Here is a 20,275-nt window from a genome sequence, read left to right as displayed (position 1 = left end):
CGTCCCGGCGCGCTGAAACCTGAGCGAACTCGAAGCCCCGGGGTGGCCACCCCGGGGCTTTGTCGTGTCCCGGCGGTGGTGCGCCCCGGCCCGTCCGTGAGGAGCACCCCATGCCCGACCACCGCAGGATCGGCCGCGAGCTCGGCCTGTTCGGCAGCGACCCGCTGATGGGCGCCGGTCTGCCGTACCTGCTGCCCGACGGCGCCGTCGTGCGCCACGAGCTGGAGCAGTACGTGCGCGCCGTCGAGCGGCGCGCGGGCTACCGGCACGTGTACTCGCCGGTGCTCGGCAAACGGGAGCTCTACGAGATCTCCGGCCACTGGGCCCACTACCGCGACGACATGTTCCCGCCCCTGGCCGTCGGCGGTGAGCAGTACGTGCTGCGGCCCAGCCTCTGCCCGCACCACGCGCTGATCTACCGCTCCCGCGGGCACAGCTACCGCGAGCTGCCGCTGCGGATCGCCGAGCTGGGCGGGATGTACCGGGCCGAGCTGTCGGGGGTGCTCGGCGGGCTCGGCCGGGTGCGCGCGATCCAGCTCAACGACGCCCACGTGTTCTGCCGGCTCGACCAGGTCGCGGCCGAGGTCCGCGCGGCGCTGGAGCTGATCCGCCGCGTGCACGCCGACCTCGGCCTGCGGCCCGCCCGCTACCGGTTGTCCCTGGCCGGGGACGGCGACTACGCCGGCTCACCCGAGCACTGGGCCCGCGCGCAGGCGCTGCTCGTGGAGGCGCTCGACGGGTTCGACTACGACGTGGCGCCGGGCGAAGCGGCGTTCTACGGGCCGAAGATCGACGTCCAGGTCCTCGACAGCGCCGGGCGCTCGGTGAGCCTGTCGACCGTGCAGGTCGACTTCCACCAGCCCGAGCGGTTCGACCTCGGGTACGTCGGCCCCGACGGCGCCGTGCACCGGCCGGCGATGGTGCACCGGAGCCTGCTCGGCAGCGTCGAACGGGCGATGGCGCAGCTGCTCGAAGAACACGGTGGCGCGTTGCCGCCGTGGCTCGCGCCGGTGCAGCTGGTGGTGCTGCCGGTGTCGGAAGCCGAGCTGCCGCAAGCGGAAGCGCTGGTCCGGCTGGCCGAGGACGCCGAGCTGCGCGTGGAGCTGGCCGGTGCGGAGCGCGGCAGCCTGGGCGCGCGGATCCGCGACCACCGGCTGGTGCCGTACCAGGCGGTGATCGGCGCGCGGGAGGCCGAAGCGGACCTCGTCGCGCCGCGGCTGCGGGACGCGCGGCGGCTGGATCCGATGCCGGGCAAGGAGTTCGTGGCCGCGGTCGCCGAGCGGGCCGCGGCGCGAGGGGCGGTGCTCTGGCCGTGATCAGCCGAGCGGGTGCGCGGCGATCCGGCCCTCGATCCCGCCGGCCACCGCCCGGCCGGCGGCGCTGTCCGGCTTGCGCGTGGCCTGGTCTTCGAAGCAGGCCAGGAACTCCGCGCCGAAGGTGAGCCGCGGGTAGGCGCCGAGGACCTCGGCCCGCACCTCGGGCGAGAACTCCTCCGGGCGCCGGCCGGACACGTCCCAGCTGGTCGCGACCTGCAGCAGGTGCGACTCGGGGTCGGCGGCCGCGGACACGTCGTCGCGCATGTGCAGCACGATGATCTCCTCCACGTGCGCGGCGCGCTCGGCCGGCCAGCCCGCGGCCGCCGCGAACACCCACGCGAGGTGCCCGCCGGCGTCCTCGAACGGCAGCCGGTGGTTGTCGAACTCGGTGGTGAGCGCGAGGTCGTGCAGCAGCGCGGACACGTAGTACAGCTCGTCGTCGAAGGCGATCCCGCGGGCCGCCGCGTAGTGCGCGCCCCAGAGGTAGGCGCGCACGGAGTGGTTGAGCAGCGCGGGCGAGCAGAACCGCGTGGCCACGGTCAGCGCGGCCGCCGCGGCGGGTGTCTCGGGGAACATGCGCTCAGCTTCGCACAGGTTTCAGGAGCCGAGCAGACCTCGCTCGAACGCCACGGCCACCGCGGCGGCCCGGTCTTTCACCCCGAGCTTCGCGTACGCGTGGATGAGGTGCGTCTTCACCGTCGCTTCGCTGATGAAGAGCTTCTTCGCCGCGTCCTTGTTCGTGGAGCCGCGCGCGACGAGCGTGAGCACTTCGATCTCTCGCTGCGACAACGGTTCCTTCGCCGGCGCGCGCATCTGCCCCATCAGCCGGCTGGCGACGGCGGGGGAGAGCACGGCCTCGCCGCGCGCGGCGGCGCGCACCGCGCGGAACAGCTCCTCGCGCGGCGCGTCCTTGAGCAGGTAGCCCGTGGCGCCGGCCTCGATGGCGGGCAGCACGTCGGAGTCGGTGTCGTACGTGGTGAGCACCAGCACGCGCGCCGGGTTGCCGAGGCGGGCGAGCTCGGTGATGGCGGCGACGCCGTCGGTGCCGGGCATCCGCAGGTCCATCAGGATCACGTCGGGCTTCAGCGACTCGGCGAGCTGCACGGCTTCGGCGCCGTTGGCCGCTTCGCCGAGCACCTCGAAACCGTGGTCGCCGGTGAAGATGCCCCGCAGGCCGTCGCGGACGATCGGGTGGTCGTCGGTGATGAGCAGCGTGACGGTCATGCGGACGCCCCCTCGTTCTCGGTGCCGGTCCGGTCGGTGCCCTCGATCCCCGCGGCACCGCCGGTCAGCCCGCCCAGTGTGGCAGCCGGGACGGCGGGCAGGTTCACCGAGATCGCCGTGCCGCCACCGGGTTCCGACTCCACGTGCAGCGTGCCCGCGAGCCGCTGCACGCGGCTCAGCATGCCCGGCAGCCCGAAACCGCCTTCGCTCGGCGGCGGATTTCCGGGGTCGAAGCCCACGCCGTCGTCGACCACGTCGAGCGTCACCTCGTCGCCCATGTACGACAGCGTGAGCCCCACCCTGCCGGCCCGCGCGTGTTTGGCCACATTGGACAGTGCTTCCTGCGTGATCCGCAGCAGCGTCGCCTCGATCTCCGGGTGCAGCGCCTCGGCCGTGCCCGTGGCGGAGAATCCGGCCGGCACGGAGGTGCGTTCGCTCCACAGGCGGGTCACCTCGCCCAGCGCGTCGGGCAGCGTCGCCGACTCCAGGGGCTCGGGCCGCAGCGCGTGCACGGACCGCCGCGCGGCGGTGAGGTTCTCGCGCGCGAGCGCGGTCGCCGTGTCGAGGTGCCGCTGCCACTCGGCCGGGTTTTCCCGGGCCTGCGCGGCGGCTTCGAGCTGCGTGATGATCCCGGTGAAGCCCTGCGCGAGCGTGTCGTGGATCTCCTGGCTCAGCCGCTGCCGCTCGTCGAGCACGCCGGCCTCCCGCGCCTGCGTGAGCAATTGCCGTTGCAGACCGCGGTTTTCGGCCTCGGCGGCGGCGAGTTTGTCGAGCGCGCGCTTGCGTTCCGCGCTCTGCCGGCCGACGGCGGCGAACACCGCGCCGCCGCCGCCGATCGCGAGGGTCTGCACGATCACCAGCGTCAACCAGATCGCCGGCGCGGTGGTCAGCGCCACGATCGGGCCGCCGTTGGCCATGGTGTTGATGAGCAACGACGTCACGGCCACCCCGAGCAGCGACACCGGCACGGGACGCATCCGCATGGCCGCGAAGAACCCGTGGACCATGAAGATCAGGAAGTACGTTTCGCGCGCTTCGAGCACCGAACCGAAGGCCACCATGCCGGCGAAGCTCAGCGCGGCGAACGCCGCGTTCTCGCGCACGCGGCCGCTCGGGAGCACGACCGTGAGCACCAGCCACACCGCAGCACCGGCCGCGATCGCGAGCGTGGTGAGCCGGTGGGCGGTCGTCTGGTCGGTGCGCGCGGCCGCCAGCAGGGTCGGGATCGCCAGCAGCACGAATGGCGCGGTCGCCTCGGCGCGCGTGAACCAGAAGTGCCACCGCAGCGGCGCCGGGTCCCCGTCCCGCTTCGCCAACGGCGCCAGCAGCGAGCCCCGCCAGTCGATTTTCGCGTCGTGGTCCTCGTCGACCTTCATGCCTTCAGATCCTTCACCCCGGGCCAGATCTCCGGCCAGCTTTCGGTGCGCCCGGTCAGCAGCCAGATCGGCAGGCGCGCGCTCGCGTTGACCACGTCGAGGTGGTTTTCGACCGTGCCCGCGATGCGGGCCGAGCGGAAGTGCGGGGCGAGCTTGGCCGGGTCGGCGCCCACGAACAGCACGGTGTCGACGTCGTCGGCCGGGCGGCCGAAGTACCAGAACCCGCGGCTGCCGCTGTACCCCGGCGGCAGCCCGGCCTCGGCGCCGTAGCGGTCGACGGCGCCCGCGGCCCAGTAACCGGCCGTGACCACCGCGGTGTGCGAGCGCTGCTCGGGCGGCACCGTCCGGTAGACGTCCGCGACGGACGTGGCCAGGTCCGGCCAGCCGAACTCCTCCACGGCGTACGCGGGGTGCGGTGCGTCGGGGTGCTCGACCAGCCACTGCACCGGCCACACCGGCAGCGCGTAGGGGAGGCTGTAGAGCGCGGACAGCACGAACACCGGCCAGGTCGGCACCCACCGCCACCACAGCGCGGGCCGCCGGTTCTCCAGGTGCACGGCCGCGGCGGCCCACAGGATCGGGAACATCCCGGCGGCGTAGTAGAAGCGGCCGTTGGCCACGAGGAAGAGCGCGACCACACCGAGCGTCGTCCAGCCCAGGAACCGGTACGGCCGCAGGCTTCGCGAGCCGAGCAGCACGGCGAGGCCGTAACAGACGCCGAGCGCCCCGATCGCGATTCCGGCGCCCGCGAGCAGGCCCGGCAGGAACTCGCCGCGGCCGCCGGCTTCGGTCACCTCGCGGGACACGGCGTCGCCCATGCCGAGCTGCGGCCAGCCGTTGAGCGACTGCCACACCAGCGTCGGCACGCACGCGAGCGCCGCGATCCCGGCGCCGGCCCACAGCTTCGGGCGGCCCAGCAGGTCGCGCGGACCGAACACGAGCGCCGTCACGGCACTGATCGCCCAGAACGCGCCGATGAGGAACTTGACGTTGAGCGCCACGGCGGTGACCAGGCCCAGCCACAGCAGCAGGGTGTCGTCGCGGGTGCGCAGCCAGCGCACGAGCAGGAACAGCACCACGGTCCACAGCAGCGGGTCGATGGTCGAAGTCGCGAGGTAGTGGCCGCCGCCCACGAACTGGCCGCAGATCGCGAACGCGGCGGCCGCGCGCGTCTGCGCCTTGCGGTCACCGCCGAGCTCCCGGGCGATCAGCGCGGTGACCACGACTCCGGCCGCCGTGGCGAGGATCGCCGGGATCCGGAACGCGACGAGGGAGCCGGGCGCGATCGTGTCCATCAGCCGGGCCAGCAGCGGCAGCACGGGCGGCTGGTCGGCGTAACCCCAGGCCAGGTGCTTGCCGGCGGCGAGGAAGTACAGCTCGTCGCCGAAGTAGCCGTAGCGCCCGGCCGTGGCCAGCAGGACCGCCGCGGTGCCGGCCGCGAGCAGCAGCACCGGGCGCCGGGCGAACCCGGCGACGGCCGTGACAGGTCTGGTGGACGTGCCCGCCGTGGTCACGGCTTCCATCGTGCTCCTCCTCCGCTGTTCCGGCCCGTCGCGCGGCACCCTACGGGCCGGGGCCCGGCGCCACCGCGTGGTGTGTGGCGCCGGTCACACCCCCGGTCAGCTGCGCGTGTTCACCAGGTGCGGCCAGATCTGCCGCCACGGCTGCAGCCGGGCGGTGCCGAGCCACAGCGGCGTGCCGTCGGCGACGCTCGGCAGAGCGGCGCCGGTGTCCACCGCACCGACCTGGCGCAGATCCCCGAAGTGCCCGCGCAACGGCCCCGGGTCCTCGCCGACCCAGAGCACGCTCGTGTCCGAATCCGGCGGTATGACCAGCGTCGAGTAGCCGCGGTTCGGGCTCGCGGGCTCCGGCAGGCCCAGTGGTCGGCCGTACTCCTCGAGCGCGCTCGCCGACCAGTAGGACTCGCCGACCACGGCCGTGTGGGCCGGGTCGGGCAGCTTCTCGAACCGGTCCGTGACCGACCGCGCGGCCTCCGGCCAGCCGATCTCGGCGAACGCGAACGTCGGCGACGGCAGCCCGGGGTGCGCGGCGAGGAACGCCTGCGGCCACACCGGCAGCGAGATCGGCACGGCCAGCACCAGCGCGACGAGGTACACCGGCCAGGTCGCGATCCAGCGCCACCAGCGTGAAGCGCGGCCGGCCTCCAGCTCGACGGCGGCCGCCGCCCAGCACGGCGCGAACATGCCGGCGATGTAGTACGAGCGGCCGTTCACCACCAGGAACACCACCGACAGGCCGACGGTGATCCACGCCAGGAAGCGGTACGGCGCGAGCCCCTCCGAGCGGAACAGCCGCCACAGGCCGTAACACAGCAGCGCGATGCCGATCGGCATCCCGGCGGTCAGCAGCGCCGAGGGCACCCACAGCAGGCGCCCGCCCCACGTCTGGTCCACCTCGGCCGAGATCGCCTCGCCCATGCCCAGCTGCGGCCAGCCGTGCGTGGCCTGCCAGACCAGCGTCGGCACCAGCGCGGCGACCGCGATGGCCGCGCCGATCCACAGCTTGGGCCGGCGCAGCAGCTCACGCGGCCCGAAGACCAGCAGCACCACGAGCGCCACGGCCCAGAAGCCGCCGATCAGGAACTTCACGTACAGCGCCGCGGCCGTGACCACCCCGGCCCAGATCAGCAGGTTGTCGTCGCGGACGCGGACCCAGTGGACCAGCAGCCAGATCACCACGGTCCACAGGAACGGGTCGAGCGTGGACGTGGCCAGGTAGTGGCCGGAGGCGATGAACTGCGTGGACACCGCGCACGTGGCCGCGGTGAGGACCTGGGCCTTCGCGCGGCCGCCGAACTCCCGCGCGATCAGGGCGGCGAACACGACCGCCGCGAGCATCGCCAGCATCGCGGGGATGCGCAGCACGAACACCGAACCCGGCGCGATCGAGTCCATCAGCCGGGCCAGCAGGGGCAGCATCGGCGGCTGGTCGACATATCCCCACGCGAGGTGCTTGCCGGCGGCGAGGAAGTAGAGCTCGTCGCCCATGTAGCCGTAGCGGCTCGCGGTGAGCACCAGCGCCACGCCGAGCAGGGCGGCGATCACGAACACCGGCACCCTGGCGAACGGGGCGGCCACGCGCCGGGTGGCGAGCTCCGTCGTGACGGCCACGGTCACTCCCACCGGAAGGTGCGGGCCGCGATCGCCGAGCAGACCACGGCGAAGGCGACGAGCGAACCGAGCTGCAGCAGCTCGGGCGAGTGGCCGGCGGCCGCCTCGCGCAGGCCGTTGATGGTCGCGCCGAGCGGCAGGACGTCGGCCACGTGCTGCAGCACCGGCGGCAGCTGCTCCTTCGGCACCCAGACCCCGCCGAGCGCGAGCATCGGGAAGAACGCCGCGGCGCCGATGCCGCTGGCCGCGCGGTTGGTCGGTGCGAGCGCCGCGATCAGCGCCCCGACCGAGAACAGCGCCAGCGCGCCGAGCACCATGACCAGCAGGAACCCGCCGAGGTTCGCCGGCAATGCCATGCCGAGCGCGATCCTGCCCACCCCCAGCACGAGCAGGATCGCGATCGCGGCGGCGGCCAGGTTCACGAGCAGCTGCGCGGTGAGCAGCCGCCCGGGTGGCACCGGGCTCGCCGAGAGGCGTTTGAGCACGCCCTTCTCGCGGTAGGTGGCCACGGCGGCCGGGAACATCATCACCGCGAGCATGGCGATGAGGATCGCCACGGCCATCGGCGCGATCAGCGTCGGCAGCGGCGCGTGGCCGCCGAACTCGGCGCTGGGCTTGCTCGAACCCGGCATCAGGCCGAACACCAGCAGCAGTGCGAGCGGGATGCCGACCACGGTGATGGGCGCCCCCGGGTCGCGCAGGAACAGTTTCGCCTCGACGGCGGTCATCTTCGTGAGCATTTTCCTCGTGTCCCCTCAGTCCAGTTTCCGGCCGGTCAGCGCGACGAAGGCGTCGTCGAGGTTCGCCTGGTCCACGCGCAGGTCACCGGCGAGGACCTGGTTGCGGGCGAGGAACGACGTCACGGTCTGCAGCGCGGTGGCGCGCCCCGTGACCACGAGCTGCGAGCCGTGGCGCTCGACCTCGAGCACGTCGGGCAGCGCCCGCAGCTGAGCGAGGTCCACCGGAGCCGATGGACGGAACCGGATGCGCTGCTCGTCACCGATCTGGCGCACCAGCCCGGCGGGGGTGTCGATGGCGACCACGCGGCCGGTGTCGATCACGGCGATCCGGTCGCAGAGGCGCTCGGCCTCTTCCATGAAGTGGGTCACGAGCACGACCGTCACGCCCTCGTCGCGCACCGCCTCGACCAGGTCCCAGGTGTCGCGCCGGGCCTGCGGGTCGAGGCCCGTGGTGAGCTCGTCGAGCACCGCGATCTCGGGGCTGCCGACGAGCGCGAGCGCGATCGACAGGCGTTGCTGCTGCCCGCCGGAGAGCTTCTTGTACGCGGTGTCGCGCTGGTGCGTGAGCCCGAGCAGGTCGAGCAGCCGGCCGGTGTCGGCGGGCGTGCGGTAGAACGAGGAGTACAGCTCGAGCGCCTCGCCCACGCGCAGCCGGTCGGGCAGCCGGCTCTCCTGCAGTTGCACGCCCACGCGCTGGCGCAGCTCGTGCCGGTCGTGGCGCGGGTCGAGCCCGAGCACCGACAGGGTGCCGCCGTCGGCCGTGCGCAGGCCTTCCACGCACTCGACCGTGGTGGTCTTGCCCGCTCCGTTGGGGCCGAGGATTCCGAAGATCTCGCCCCGTTCGACGGTGAACGACACGTCGTCCACCGCCACCTTGTCGCCGTAGGTCTTGTGGAGGTGCTGGACCTCGATCACCGGCATGTCCGCCGTCCCCTCTGGACTCTTTCTCCGTCGCGGAGAAGCGTCTCGTGAGCAGGGGGTTCGGCGGATCGCCGGAACGGCCACACCCGGCATCCACCGTCGAGCGGACGGCATCCACCGATCGGTGGATGCCTACGGGCGGCGGCGCCAGGTCGCGGTGATGTCCTTTGTGGACAACCAGGCGGCGAGGTCGTAGCCGTGGGCGGCGAGGCCTTCCACGGTGGCGTAGGCGGTTTCCAGCGCGTACTCGCCGTCGGCCGCGGGCAGCAGGCCGGCCGTGACGGCGGCGAGCAGCTCGTCGGAGTCGATCACCTGCACGGAGATCTTGTCCTTGAGCACGAGGTCGAGGTAGAGGTCGGTGGCGAACCAGCGGGTGCCCTCGCGGCGCACGCGCACCACGTCGAGGTAGAAGTCCTGGTCGCGTTCGTGCCCCGGGTTGAACCAGAAGTCGGTGATGCGCAGGCCGAGGTCCGGCAGCAGCCACGACTCGAGGTAGCGGAACTGCGCGCGCCCGGGGGTGGGCCGGGCGAGGTAGAGCCCGAACGGCTCGACCCGGAACTCCTCCACCTGCCGTTCGACGCCCTTGGGGTCCACGTTGACGCCGGCGGCCGGGTCGAAGCTCTCCAGTTTCGGCGGGTGCACGTCGGTCATCGGCCCATCCTGCCCGGCGCGGGGCGGTCCGGGCGGTAACGCCGGGGCCGGGGCCGCGAAATCCACCCGGTTGCCGGGGTGGTCACGGGTTGGGCACTTCGGCACCGGACGTCCGGATCGGCGCCACGGTGCGCTCGGCTGAGGAGCGGCCCGGTACGGCGCGCTGACCGCAGGGTGGGTCGGGCCGGTGCTTGGGTGGGGCCGGGACCGGTGCCGTCGGGTCGGGGAAATGTGTGGCCGGGCGCTCAGGCCGGGTGGGGGCGGCCGCCACTGGTTGCCGAGTTGGCGGAGGCCTGGGCGCCGTTCGCGCGGACGGCCGTGCCGGCCGGGCGGGCGAAGTCGCGCCTCGCCCGGAGGCCGGGCGGCGGCTCGGGCCCGCGCACGGTGACGGGTACCGGGCTGGGTGAGGCGCGGCGGCTCGCCGAGGACGCGGTGCTCGGGGTCGAGCTCGCGCTGCGGGAGGCGTCGTTCGAGCAGCCGGCGTTGGTCCACGCGCTGTTGGTGCACGAGCTGCGCCAGGCTGTGACCCGGGCGTTCGGGCACCGGCAGGCCGCCGCCGGGGTGGGTCGGGCCGGGACCGGTGCCGCGCGGGATCCCGCCGCAGCAAGGCGGTGGGTGGCCGGGCGGTCAGCCCGGGTGGGGGCCGCCGCCGCCCTCGCCGAAGCCGCTGAAGAAGGGCCGGCGTGGCGACGAGCCGTACGACGGCCAACGCGGTGGGTGCTGGGAGCCGAGGTTCGCGGTGCCGCCGCGGCCGCGCCGGTTCTTCGAGGGCTGCGGGTCGCGACCTACCTGTGCGGCAGCCGCCAGTTCTGCTCCCGTGACCCGTTCCCGGGCTGTGGAGCGGGAAGGCGCGGCAGATCCACTTCGACTGCGACCCGGCCGTGCTGTGCTGCGCCTGCTGCGACGGCTGCTGACCGCGTTCCGGCGGGGGTCCGGGCGGGGCTGTTCGGTGTCGGTCCGCGCAGGTCAGCGACGTCACGTCGGCGCTCGGCTGAAAACTGTCGGGGGGTCGGCCTACTCTGGTGGACGTGGCTTTCGCAACCGAACACCCCGTCCTCGCGCAGTCCGACTTCCGGCCCGTTTCCGACGTACCCCGTTCCGGCGGCCGGTTCGAAGTGATCAGCGAGTACACACCCGCCGGCGACCAGCCGGCGGCCATCGACGAGCTCGAACGCCGGGTCAGGGCGGGCGAGAAGGACGTCGTGCTGCTGGGCGCCACGGGCACCGGCAAGTCGGCCACCACCGCGTGGCTGATCGAGCGCGTGCAGCGGCCCACGCTGGTCATGGCCCCGAACAAGACGCTGGCCGCGCAGCTGGCCAATGAGCTGCGGGAACTCTTCCCGAACAACGCGGTCGAGTACTTCGTCAGCTACTACGACTACTACCAGCCCGAGGCGTACATCGCGCAGACGGACACCTACATCGAGAAGGACTCGTCGATCAACGACGACGTCGAGCGGCTGCGCCACTCGGCCACGATGAACCTGCTCTCGCGTCGCGACGTGATCGTGGTGGCCAGTGTGTCCTGCATCTACGGCCTCGGCACCCCGCAGTCCTACCTCGACCGGTCGTCGAAGCTGAAGGTCGGCGAGCGGCTCGACCGCGACGTCTTCCTGCGCGCGCTGGTCGATGTGCAGTACACGCGCAACGACATCGCGTTCGCGCGCGGCACGTTCCGCGCGCGCGGCGACACGGTGGAGATCATCCCGGCGTACGAGGAGCTGGCGATCCGCGTCGAGTTCTTCGGCGACGAGATCGAGAAGCTGTACTACCTGCACCCGCTCACCGGCGACATCGTGCGCGAGGTCGACGAGGTGCGGATCTTCCCGGCCACGCACTACGTCGCGGGGCCGGAGCGCATGGAGAAGGCGATCAAGAGCATCGAGGAAGAGCTCGAGCAGCGCCTCGCCGACCTGGAGAAGCAGGGCAAGCTGCTGGAAGCGCAGCGGCTGCGCATGCGCACGGCCTACGACATCGAGATGATGCGCCAGGTCGGGTTCTGCTCCGGCATCGAGAACTACTCGCGCCACATCGACGGTCGGGAGGCCGGCTCCGCGCCGGCCACGCTGATCGACTACTTCCCCGAAGACTTCCTGCTCGTGATCGACGAGTCGCACCAGACCGTGCCGCAGATCGGCGGCATGTTCGAGGGCGACATGTCGCGCAAGCGCAACCTGGTCGACTACGGGTTCCGCCTGCCGAGCGCGGTCGACAACCGGCCGCTCACGTGGGAGGAGTTCTCCGACCGCATCGGGCAGACGGTGTACCTCTCGGCCACTCCGGGGCCGTTCGAGATGGGGCAGACCGGCGGCGAGTTCGTGGAGCAGGTCATCCGGCCGACGGGCCTGGTCGACCCGAAGGTGGTCGTGAAGCCCACCGAGGGCCAGATCGACGATCTGGTGCACGAGATCCGCGAGCGCGCCGAGAAGGACGAGCGGGTGCTGGTCACCACGCTCACCAAGAAGATGTCCGAGGACCTCACCGACTACCTGCTCGAGCTCGGCATCCGCGTGCGCTACCTGCACTCGGAGGTCGACACGCTGCGCCGCGTCGAGCTGCTGCGCCAGCTGCGCGCGGGCGACTTCGACGTGCTGGTCGGCATCAACCTGCTGCGCGAGGGCCTCGACCTGCCCGAGGTGTCGCTCGTGGCGATCCTCGACGCGGACAAGGAAGGCTTCCTGCGCAGCGGCACCTCGCTGATCCAGACGATCGGCCGCGCGGCCCGCAACGTGTCCGGCGAGGTCCACATGTACGCGGACAAGATCACCGACTCGATGCAGCACGCCATCGACGAGACCGACCGCCGCCGCGCCAAGCAGGTCGCCTACAACGAGGAACGCGGCGTCGACCCGCAGCCGCTGCGGAAGAAGATCGCCGACATCCTCGACCGCGTCTACAGCGAAGCCGACGACTCCGACCAGACGGTCGCCGTCGGCGGCTCGGGCCGCAACACCTCGCGGGGCAAGAAGCCCGAGCAGGGCGACCGCGTGCGCAGCTCCGGCATGCTCGTCGACAAGGACGTGTCGGGCATGCCCCGCGCCGAGCTGGCGGACCTCATCCAGCAGATGACCGAGCAGATGATGCAGGCCGCGCGCGACCTGCAGTTCGAGCTGGCGGCCCGGCTGCGCGACGAGGTGTCGGACCTGAAGAAGGAACTGCGAGGGATGGACGCGGCGGGCATTCGCTGAGGTCATTCGGCCTCCGGTTCCCGAGCCGGCGGGGTCGGGCCGGAATGGTGGAAAAGCCGGGCCGGCCTGTGAGAGTTGAGGCGGGCCCGGCCGACCGGCGGTTGACCGGTGGGCCGCACCCGTTGGGCGGGCTGGGTGTCGCGGCAATCCGCGCGCGCTGAATCCGCGATGCCGGATGACTGTCGGGCGGGTGGACCGCGGCGACCGATGAGGTGGTGCCCGGCCGGTCGGTGAAGGGCGCCTGGAAGCCGCTGGCTCGCCGTCAGGTGGTGCGCCGGGCCGGTCGGTGAGGAGTGAGGCGGGCCGGCCGACCGGCGGTTGACCGGTGGGCCGCACTCCGTTGGGCGGGGTGGGTGTCGTGGCAATCCGCGCGCGCTGAATCCGCGATGCCGGACGACTGTCGTGCGGACCGCGGCGACCGATGAGGTGATGCCCGGCGGTCGGTGAAGGGCGCCCGGAAGCCGCTGGCTCGCCGTCAGGTGGTGCGCCGGGCCGGTCGGTGAGCGGTGCCGGGCTGCTGCCCGTGGCGGTCGAGTGGTGCCCTGGGCCGGTCGGCGAGCGGTGCTGGGCGACTGCTGGGCCCCCGCTGGGCGGTGGTCGAGCGGTGGGCCGGGCCGGTCGGTGGAGTGGTTGTCCGCGCGTGTCCGTGGGTGGTGAATCGTCGCTGTCGGCCGGTTGTCGGGCTGGAACGCGGTGATGGCCGAGGCCGGGCCGGGATGGTTGGTGAAGGGCGGCAGGCTGCTGCCGGCTGGCCGTCGAGCGGTGGGGCGGGCCGGGTGGCGGGCGTAGGCTCGGCTTCTCTGTCGCTCGGTGTGAGGAGGCGGTTGTGTCGCGGCCTGTGCATTTCGAGATTCATGCCGGTGATCCCGAGCGGGCGATCGCCTTCTACACCGCGGTGTTCGGGTGGAAGTTCGAGCAGTGGGGCGACGTGCCGTACTGGGTGGTCACGACCGGGGACGGGCCCGGCATCGACGGTGGGCTGTTGCCTCGGCGTGGCGAGGCGCCGGCCGAGAACGCGGCGGTGTCGGGGTTCGTGAACACGATCTCCGTGGCCGACGTCGACGTCTCGGTGTCCGATGCGATCCGGGCCGGCGGCACGATGGCGCTTCCCAAGTCGCCGGTGCCCGGGGTCGGGTGGCTGGCCTACTGCAAGGACACCGAGGGCAACATCTTCGGCATGTTGCAGCCGGACGAGAACGCGCCCGCGCCGTCCTGACGCGGGCGCGCGAACCTCCTGGCCGAGCCCTGAATTTCTCCGGCCGAGCTCGGAATTCTCCAGCCCAGCCCGAAAGCTAGAGCCGCGGGCGGTCGGTGAGCAGCTCGTTGGCGTCGAAGCCCGGGAAGCCGGCGGGCGCGGCCGACGAGGTGAGCGAGCGCGCCGACGCCCCGGCCGAGGTGGCGGGCAGCCCGGCCCAGCGGCGGATCGTGGCGGTGGCCTCGGCGGCCTGCGCGGCGGGCAGCTGCGCGATCGTGGATCCGTGGTTGCCGCCCTGGACGAAGTAGCGGTAGGAGTCCTTGCTGCCGTAGCCGAGGGTGAACGGCTCGGCGCCCCACGGGTCGTTCGAGCCGTAGACGAAGAGCAGCTGCCGGCCGTGGGTCTTGACCCAGAAGTCGACGTCGGGCATGGCGAAGTAGTCGAAGCGCGGCAGCTTCACCGAAGCGGGCACGAAGGTCGAGGGCACGTCGGTGCCGGGGTAGCGCAGCAGGTCGCGCAGGTAGCTGTCGTAGGCCTCGGGCGAGCCGAGCTGCACCGCGGCCTGGTAGTAGTACGCCACGTACGGCGAGAGCTCCTGGTCCGCATACGTGTTCAGGCTCTCGACCTGCTCGAACCACGCCCACACCTCGGCCGCCGGGGCACCGGCCGCGGGGATCGACGCGCACGCCGACGCGGGCTGGTACTGCCAGAACGCGAAGTACGAGTCGATCACCGAGATCTCCAGCGACTCGTCGATCGAGCCCACCGTGGTGAACGTGTAGCCCTTGCGCGCCGCGTCGGCCGCGGCCAGGGCGCCGAGCTCGTCGCGGCGCTTCAACGCGTCGCGCTGCAGCGCCTTGAGCGAAGCGCGGCACGCCGGGTCGCCGACGTTGGCGAGGAAGCGGTTGTAGCTGTCGATCGGGTCGATCACGTCGTTGGGTGCGACGTAGGGGATCGTGCCGTTCACGTCGTCGGGGAAGAAGCGGCGGAAGTACGTGGCGGTCATCCCGCCCTTGCTGCCGCCGGTGGCGAGCCACTTGCCCGGGTAGATCTTCTTGAACGCCTGCACCGCGTCGTGCTCGTCGGCCGCGGCCTGCCAGATCGTGAGGTCGCGCGACCAGTTCGCCGGCTGCGGCCGCGAAGGCGTGAAGTAGCGATACTCCATCGAAAGCTGGTTGCCGTCCACGATCCGCGTCGGCTCCGAGCGGTTGGGCGACAAGGACACGTTGTAGCCGCTGGTGAACGCGACCGTCGGCGCGGCGAAATCGCGGTGCAGCAACGTGTAGCGCTGCTCGAACTTCGGCCCGTCGGGACGGCGGTGGTCGGCCGGCTGCGTGAAGGTGAGCTCGAAGAACCGGTACCCCGCCGGCGCCGGGTCCTCCTTCACCACGGTCAGGCCCGGGACCGTGGCCAGCGCGGCCGCGATATCACCGGAACCGGCTCCGGCACCCGCGCCGGCCGCGCTCGCGACGGGCGTGAGCCCCACGGCCGCCAGCACGGCGGTGGACAAGACGGTGAGCAGCCTGCGCACGTGGTTCCCCTCGACGGCCCGGAGATCAACTTCCGGATCCTCACAGAACCACCCGCACCCGGCAAGCCACACCATCCGGTCGGGCGCCGACTTCCGTAGGGTCTCAGGACTTCAGCACGCGGTCCACATAGGACTTCACGGCCGCCAGCGCCGGCTCCGCGCGCCACATGCGCTCCACGTGCCCGTCGTCGGCGGCGCGGTTCTCCGCGATCCGCTCGTGGTAGGGCTGGCGCAGCTGGGCCTTGGTGTGCGCGAACGCGTCGGCCGGCAGCTCGCCGAGACGGCCGGCGAGCTCGCGGGCCCGCCCGAGCATCTCCTCGGGGGCCGCCACCTCGTCGACCAGACCGCGGGCGTGCGCGTCGTCGATCGTGAGCGTGGCGCCGCTGTACATCAGCGCCGGCAGCGGGGTCGTGCCGTACGCGCAGCGCAGGATCTCGGTCGCGGCGAGCGGGAACGGCACGCCCACGAGCAGTTCGGTCACCCCGATGCGCCCGGTGCCGGCGGCGGCCACGCGGTGGTCGCACCCGGCGGCCAGCACCATCCCGCCGGCGATCGCGTGGCCGTTCACGGCGGCCACGAGCGGGCGCGGGTGGCCGAACACCGCCAGCAGCGCGTCGGACAGCGCGGGCAGGAACTCGGACACGTACACCGCGCCACCGGCGTCGACGCTCAGCAGGTCGACCCCCGCCGAGAACATGGTGCCCGAACCGGTGAGCACCGCGGCCTTCGCGACGTCGGCGGCCTCTTCGAGCTTGAGCACGAGCTCGCGGCACAGCGCGGTGTCGAGCGTGTTGCCGCGGCCGTGCTCCAGCGTGAGCACGGCGACGTCGTCTTCGACTGCGAGGTGGATGGTCACGGGCGCAGACGTTACCGGCGTCCGGCCGCCCGCGCGGGGCGGCCGGACGCGCGGGTCAGCTCGTGACGTCCTTCGTCGCGAAGCGGCGCCCGGCCAGCAGCAGGAACACCGTGGTGTAGATGAGCGACGAGAGCACCCCGCTCGCCATGTTCGACCAGTCGATGTCGGTGGAGATCAGGTCGATCCAGGCGAACGAGTAGTGCGTGGGCAGGTAGTTGCGCAGCCCCTCGAGCGCGGTGATCTGGTCGAGGATCTGCGACAGGATCGCCACCAGCACCGTGCCGCCCACCGCGCCGAGCGGCGCTTCGGTCGACACGCTCAGCAGCAGCGCCAGCCCGGCCACCCACGCCAGCTGCACCACGATGTACACAGTGGACAGCAGCAGCGCGATCATGCTGTCGCCGAAGGTCACCGCGTCGCCCGTGGGGCTGATCGCGTCGCCCGCGCCGTACCAGATCACGCCCACCAGCAGCGACACCAGCGGCAGCAGCACCAGCGCCGCGGCCGAGAGCAGGCCCGACACGATCGCCTTCTGCCGCAGCAGCCGGTGGCGCGGCACGGGGATCGCCAGCAGGTACTTCAGGCTCGACCACGACGACTCGCTCGCGATCGTGTCGCCGAAGAACAACGCCACGATCATCGGCAGCAGGAACGTGCCGGACACGAACAGCGCGAGCACCACGAAGTTCGGGGCGCTCGCCGTGGCGAGGTCCACGAACCCGCCCGAGCGGCGGTTCGGGTTCGACTGCCCGACCTCGAACGCGATCACCAGGATGAACGGCAGGATCGCCACGAACCCGAGCACGAGCTGCGTGCGCCGGCGCCGGAACTGCCGCTTGAGCTCCACGCCGAGCCGCAGCGTGCGCTCGGCGCGGTAGCCGGCGACGGCGCCGTCCGGGCCGACCTCCGCCTGCTCGGCGGTGGCCAGCTCGCTCAGCTCCCGCAGGGCGGCGGGGTCGGTGTGCACCCCACCGGAACCGTTGGTGTCACTCATGAGTTGTCTCCGACCAGCTGCAGGAACGCGTCTTCCAGCCGGCGCCGCGGCCCGGCCTGCTCCACCGCGACACCCGCGCGTACGAGTGCCGCCACCGCCTCGGCGCGCGGGAGCCCGTCGAGGTTCGCGTGCACGAGGTCGCCCTCCACATCGACGTCGGTCACGCCGGCGAGGCCCTTGAGCGCCGCCGCGGCCGCCGCCGGGTCGCCGACGCGGAACGTCGCTTCGCCGCTCGCGGCCGCCAGCTCGCCGACCTCACCGGAGGCCACGAGCGTGCCGCGGTGCATCACGACCACGTGCGAACAGGTCTGCTCGACCTCGGCCAGCAGGTGGCTCGAGACCACGACCGTGCGCCCGGTGGCGGCGTAGCGCTGCAGCACCTCGCGCATCTGGTGGATCTGGGGCGGGTCGAGCCCGTTGGTGGGTTCGTCGAGCACCATGAGCTCCGGCAGGCCGAGCATCGCCTGCGCGATCGCGAGGCGCTGGCGCATGCCCTGGCTGTAGTTCTTCACGCGCCGGTTCACCGCGTCGCCCAGGCCCGCGATCTCGAGCGCCTCGGTGAAGTGCGCCTTTTCCACCGGCCGGCCGGTGGCCGCCCAGTACAGCTCCAGGTTCGCCTTGCCCGACAGGTGCGGCAGGAACCCGGAACCCTCCACGAAGGACCCGATGCGCGAGAGCACGGGCGCGCCCGCGGTGATCTTGTGGCCGAACACGCGGATCTCGCCCGCGGTCGGCGTGATCAGGCCCATCAGCATGCGCAGGGTCGTGGTCTTGCCCGCGCCGTTGGGGCCGAGCAGGCCGAGCACCTGGCCCGGTTCCACGCGGAAGGACAGGTCCTTCACGGCCACGAACCCGCCCGCGTACTGCCTGCGCAGGCCCTTGATCACCAGCGGCGTGTCGGCCAGGTCCGGGTCGACGTCGTGCGCGCGCCGGCGGCGGACCGCCGCGAACACCAGCGCGAGGATGCCGACCAGGAGCGTCACGCCGATGCCGATCAGCTGGCCCTTCGGCGCCGGCGTGCCCACCGAGGTGCCCGGCACGACCGGCACGGCCAGCGAAGCGCCGCCCGCGGCCAGGCCGATGCGGAACACGCCCGGCGCGGTCGGGGTGGCGAAGGACTGGTCGGTGGTGCCGACCACGAGCCGCAGCGAGTGCCCGGCCTCGATCGGGCGCACGATGCCCGGCAGCGTCACCGTGACGTCGACCGGCGTGCCGTTCGCGGGCAGGTCCGCCACGCGGAACGGCGCGACCGCGTTGGCCGGCAGCACCCGCGTGCCGTCGGTGCCCACGTCGTAGAGCTTCGCGAACAGCACGGCGTCGGGCAGCGGGTGCGCCGGGTCGGCCGCGACCTGCAGCCGCACGGTGCTGGAGCCCGCGATCAGGACCTGGCTGTCGAACGGCGCGGTGCGGAACTGCGCGGCCTGGCCCGGCGGATCGGTGCTGAACAGCGGCGCGAGCCGCGACGAACCGGCGGCCAGCCCGTTGAGGCCGGGGATGCCGCTCACGGCGGCGGGGTTGGCGCCCGCGGGCCGCACGGCCGGCTGCGGCGGCCCGGTCAGCGCCACCTGGCGGCGCTCGGTGCCCGCGCCGGTGAGCCCCGGGTACGCGTCGGTGCTGACGGTGCGCACGGACGGCGCGCCGTTGGCCCGAAGCGTGCCCTGCACGTCGTAGCTGAAGCCGGTGCCCGGGTCGCCGTCGCCGGTCAGCGCCGACCACAGGAAGTCGCCGATCTTGGCGCGCAGCTGCGGTCCGGGGACGCCGCCGTCGTGGCCGCCGGTGTACCAGATCGTGCGCACCTCGCCGCCGGCCGCGGAGATCTGGCGCGCGGTGGCGTCGGACTGGTCCAGACCGAACAGCGTGTCGCTCTCACCCTGCACGAGCAGGGTCGGCACGGTGATCTTGCCGGTCACCGAAGCGGGGGACACGCGGTGCAGCAGCGCGACGGTCTGCGCGCTCACCCGCCCGGTGGTCGCCAGCTCCGTGTACGCCTGGCAGACCTGGGCGGTGAAGCGGCCGCACGGATCGGCCGCCGGCGGCTGGGCCTGCCCGGGCTGCGCGGCCGCGGCCGGAGCGAGCGCGGCCTGCGGATCGGTGCCGCCACCGCCGGTGCCGCCGACCGAGCCGCCGTTGTCGTCGGTCTCCTGGCCCGGCTCCGGGGCCTCGGCCGAGGAGGACGAACCGGCGGACGGCGCGCCCGAGCCGGAGGAGAAGAAGATGCCGGCCCAGCTCTTCTTGAACACGCCGTCGGGCGCGAACTGGCCCGCCGCCGGGGTCTTCGCCGCAGGCGCGGTGGTCGCGCCGGCGTTGGGGATCAGGCCCTGCGCCAGGTCGTTGTAGGTGATCACCGGGGCGACGGCGGCCACGCGCTTGTCGGTGCCGGCGAGCAGCAGCGACAGCGCCCCGCCGTACGACGCGCCGGTCACGGCGATCTCCGGCGCACCACCGGCCCGCGTGGCGACGTCGTGGCCCGCGATCAGGTGGTCGATGAGCCGGCTCGCGTCGGCGACCTCGGCGTCCGGGTCGTTGAGGCCGATCTTGCCGGTGCTGCGGCCGAAGCCGCGCGCCGACCAGGTCAGCACCACGAACCCGCGCTGGGCGAGCTCACGGGCCTGCGGGTCCACGCTGGACTTGTCACCGCCGAAGCCGTGGGCCAGCAGCACCGCGGGGGCGGGGGTCTTCTCGGGGTAGTAGGTGGTGGTGTCGATGCGAACCTGCTCCGCCGAGCCGGGCGCGGCCGGCATCGAGAGGAAGGCGTCCTGGGTCCGGACCGGAGCGGCCGACGAGCCGCTCGTGGTCCAGACGGCCACGACGGCGGCGACGACCACCACGACCGCGGCCAGCGCGGTCAACCGGGAACCGCGCGTGCGCGGCAACGGGATTCGGGGCACGTGCTGACGTTATGGGAGCTTTCCTGAGAGCGTCGCGCGGGGCTCACACGGATCAGACATCTTTTTCACCCGAGCTCGGGTGATCTTCGACCTCGGTGACGGAGGTAACACCGCCGGTTCGGTGACGCGGGCAACCTCCGCTGGCGTTCGCGCGCGGTAACCGGCAAACTGGACTCGCTGTGAGGGGAGTATTCCTTCGCGGCGGTGTCGTCAGCACGGTCGCCTCGTCATACACAGTGACGCGGGCCCCGGCACCGCCGGCCG

General features: G+C 72.7%; 15 protein-coding genes. 3 read left to right on the top strand and 12 right to left on the bottom strand.

What is annotated here, in order from left to right; all coding sequences use genetic code 11:
• The first annotated feature begins 59 nt into the window (after positions 1 to 59).
• On the top strand, positions 60 to 1,316 hold the full coding sequence (gene thrS, locus VSH64_RS18235) for a threonine--tRNA ligase (protein WP_326836812.1): 1,257 nt from the start codon (positions 60 to 62) through the stop codon (positions 1,314 to 1,316).
• On the opposite strand, the gene VSH64_RS18230 is transcribed toward thrS, so the two are convergent.
• From VSH64_RS18230 to VSH64_RS18195, 8 genes are all read right to left on the bottom strand, one after another.
• Positions 1,317 to 1,892: an HD domain-containing protein gene (locus tag VSH64_RS18230; RefSeq protein WP_326836811.1), complete on the bottom strand. Its 576-nt coding sequence runs from the start codon at positions 1,890 to 1,892 to the stop codon at positions 1,317 to 1,319.
• Positions 1,893 to 1,913: 21 nt separating this feature from the next.
• Positions 1,914 to 2,540 (bottom strand): response regulator transcription factor, encoded by a 627-nt coding sequence (locus VSH64_RS18225; protein ID WP_326836810.1) that lies wholly within the window; start codon positions 2,538 to 2,540, stop codon positions 1,914 to 1,916.
• Positions 2,537 to 3,916: a sensor histidine kinase gene (locus tag VSH64_RS18220; protein WP_326836809.1), complete on the bottom strand. Its 1,380-nt coding sequence runs from the start codon at positions 3,914 to 3,916 to the stop codon at positions 2,537 to 2,539. Before VSH64_RS18220 ends, VSH64_RS18225 begins: the two co-directional genes overlap by 4 nt.
• Complete coding sequence (locus tag VSH64_RS18215; protein ID WP_326836808.1) at positions 3,913 to 5,439, bottom strand: ArnT family glycosyltransferase; 1,527 nt, start codon at positions 5,437 to 5,439, stop codon at positions 3,913 to 3,915. Before VSH64_RS18215 ends, VSH64_RS18220 begins: the two co-directional genes overlap by 4 nt.
• Positions 5,440 to 5,535: 96 nt before the next feature.
• Positions 5,536 to 7,047 (bottom strand): ArnT family glycosyltransferase, encoded by a 1,512-nt coding sequence (locus VSH64_RS18210; RefSeq protein WP_326836807.1) that lies wholly within the window; start codon positions 7,045 to 7,047, stop codon positions 5,536 to 5,538.
• Between the two features lie 2 nt (positions 7,048 to 7,049).
• Positions 7,050 to 7,775 (bottom strand): ABC transporter permease, encoded by a 726-nt coding sequence (locus VSH64_RS18205; RefSeq protein WP_326836806.1) that lies wholly within the window; start codon positions 7,773 to 7,775, stop codon positions 7,050 to 7,052.
• Between the two features lie 27 nt (positions 7,776 to 7,802).
• Complete coding sequence (locus VSH64_RS18200; RefSeq protein WP_326836805.1) at positions 7,803 to 8,708, bottom strand: ABC transporter ATP-binding protein; 906 nt, start codon at positions 8,706 to 8,708, stop codon at positions 7,803 to 7,805.
• Positions 8,709 to 8,840: 132 nt separating this feature from the next.
• Positions 8,841 to 9,359 carry a DUF402 domain-containing protein gene (locus VSH64_RS18195; RefSeq protein WP_326836804.1) on the bottom strand — a complete coding sequence of 173 codons (519 nt, stop codon included), beginning with the start codon at positions 9,357 to 9,359 and terminating at the stop codon, positions 8,841 to 8,843.
• A gap of 1,028 nt (positions 9,360 to 10,387) precedes the next feature.
• Between VSH64_RS18195 and uvrB the strand changes: the two genes are divergently transcribed.
• Both uvrB and VSH64_RS18180 read left to right on the top strand, forming a co-directional pair.
• Positions 10,388 to 12,547, top strand: a complete 2,160-nt coding sequence (uvrB, locus tag VSH64_RS18185) for an excinuclease ABC subunit UvrB (protein WP_326836803.1) — start codon at positions 10,388 to 10,390, stop codon at positions 12,545 to 12,547.
• Positions 12,548 to 13,373: 826 nt separating this feature from the next.
• The gene (locus VSH64_RS18180) at positions 13,374 to 13,763 is read left to right on the top strand and encodes a VOC family protein (RefSeq protein ID WP_326836802.1); all 390 of its coding nucleotides are present in this window, start codon (positions 13,374 to 13,376) and stop codon (positions 13,761 to 13,763) included.
• A 76-nt stretch (positions 13,764 to 13,839) separates the two neighbouring features.
• On the opposite strand, the gene VSH64_RS18175 is transcribed toward VSH64_RS18180, so the two are convergent.
• The 4 genes from VSH64_RS18175 to VSH64_RS18160 all read right to left on the bottom strand — a co-directional run bounded on the left by VSH64_RS18175 (position 13,840) and on the right by VSH64_RS18160 (position 20,011).
• The gene (locus VSH64_RS18175; protein ID WP_326836801.1) at positions 13,840 to 15,273 is read right to left on the bottom strand and encodes a S28 family serine protease; all 1,434 of its coding nucleotides are present in this window, start codon (positions 15,271 to 15,273) and stop codon (positions 13,840 to 13,842) included.
• Positions 15,274 to 15,376: 103 nt separating this feature from the next.
• Positions 15,377 to 16,129: an enoyl-CoA hydratase/isomerase family protein gene (locus VSH64_RS18170; protein WP_326836800.1), complete on the bottom strand. Its 753-nt coding sequence runs from the start codon at positions 16,127 to 16,129 to the stop codon at positions 15,377 to 15,379.
• Between the two features lie 55 nt (positions 16,130 to 16,184).
• A complete protein-coding gene (locus tag VSH64_RS18165; protein WP_326836799.1) occupies positions 16,185 to 17,123 on the bottom strand; it encodes an ABC transporter permease in 939 nt (312 codons plus the stop codon).
• Positions 17,120 to 20,011: an alpha/beta fold hydrolase gene (locus VSH64_RS18160; protein WP_326836798.1), complete on the bottom strand. Its 2,892-nt coding sequence runs from the start codon at positions 20,009 to 20,011 to the stop codon at positions 17,120 to 17,122. Before VSH64_RS18160 ends, VSH64_RS18165 begins: the two co-directional genes overlap by 4 nt.
• Positions 20,012 to 20,275 lie beyond the last annotated feature (264 nt).

The sequence above is a fragment of the Amycolatopsis rhabdoformis genome (assembly GCF_035918295.1).
Lineage (GTDB): Bacteria > Actinomycetota > Actinomycetes > Mycobacteriales > Pseudonocardiaceae > Amycolatopsis > Amycolatopsis rhabdoformis.
This window is presented reverse-complemented; position numbering and strand designations above follow the sequence as displayed.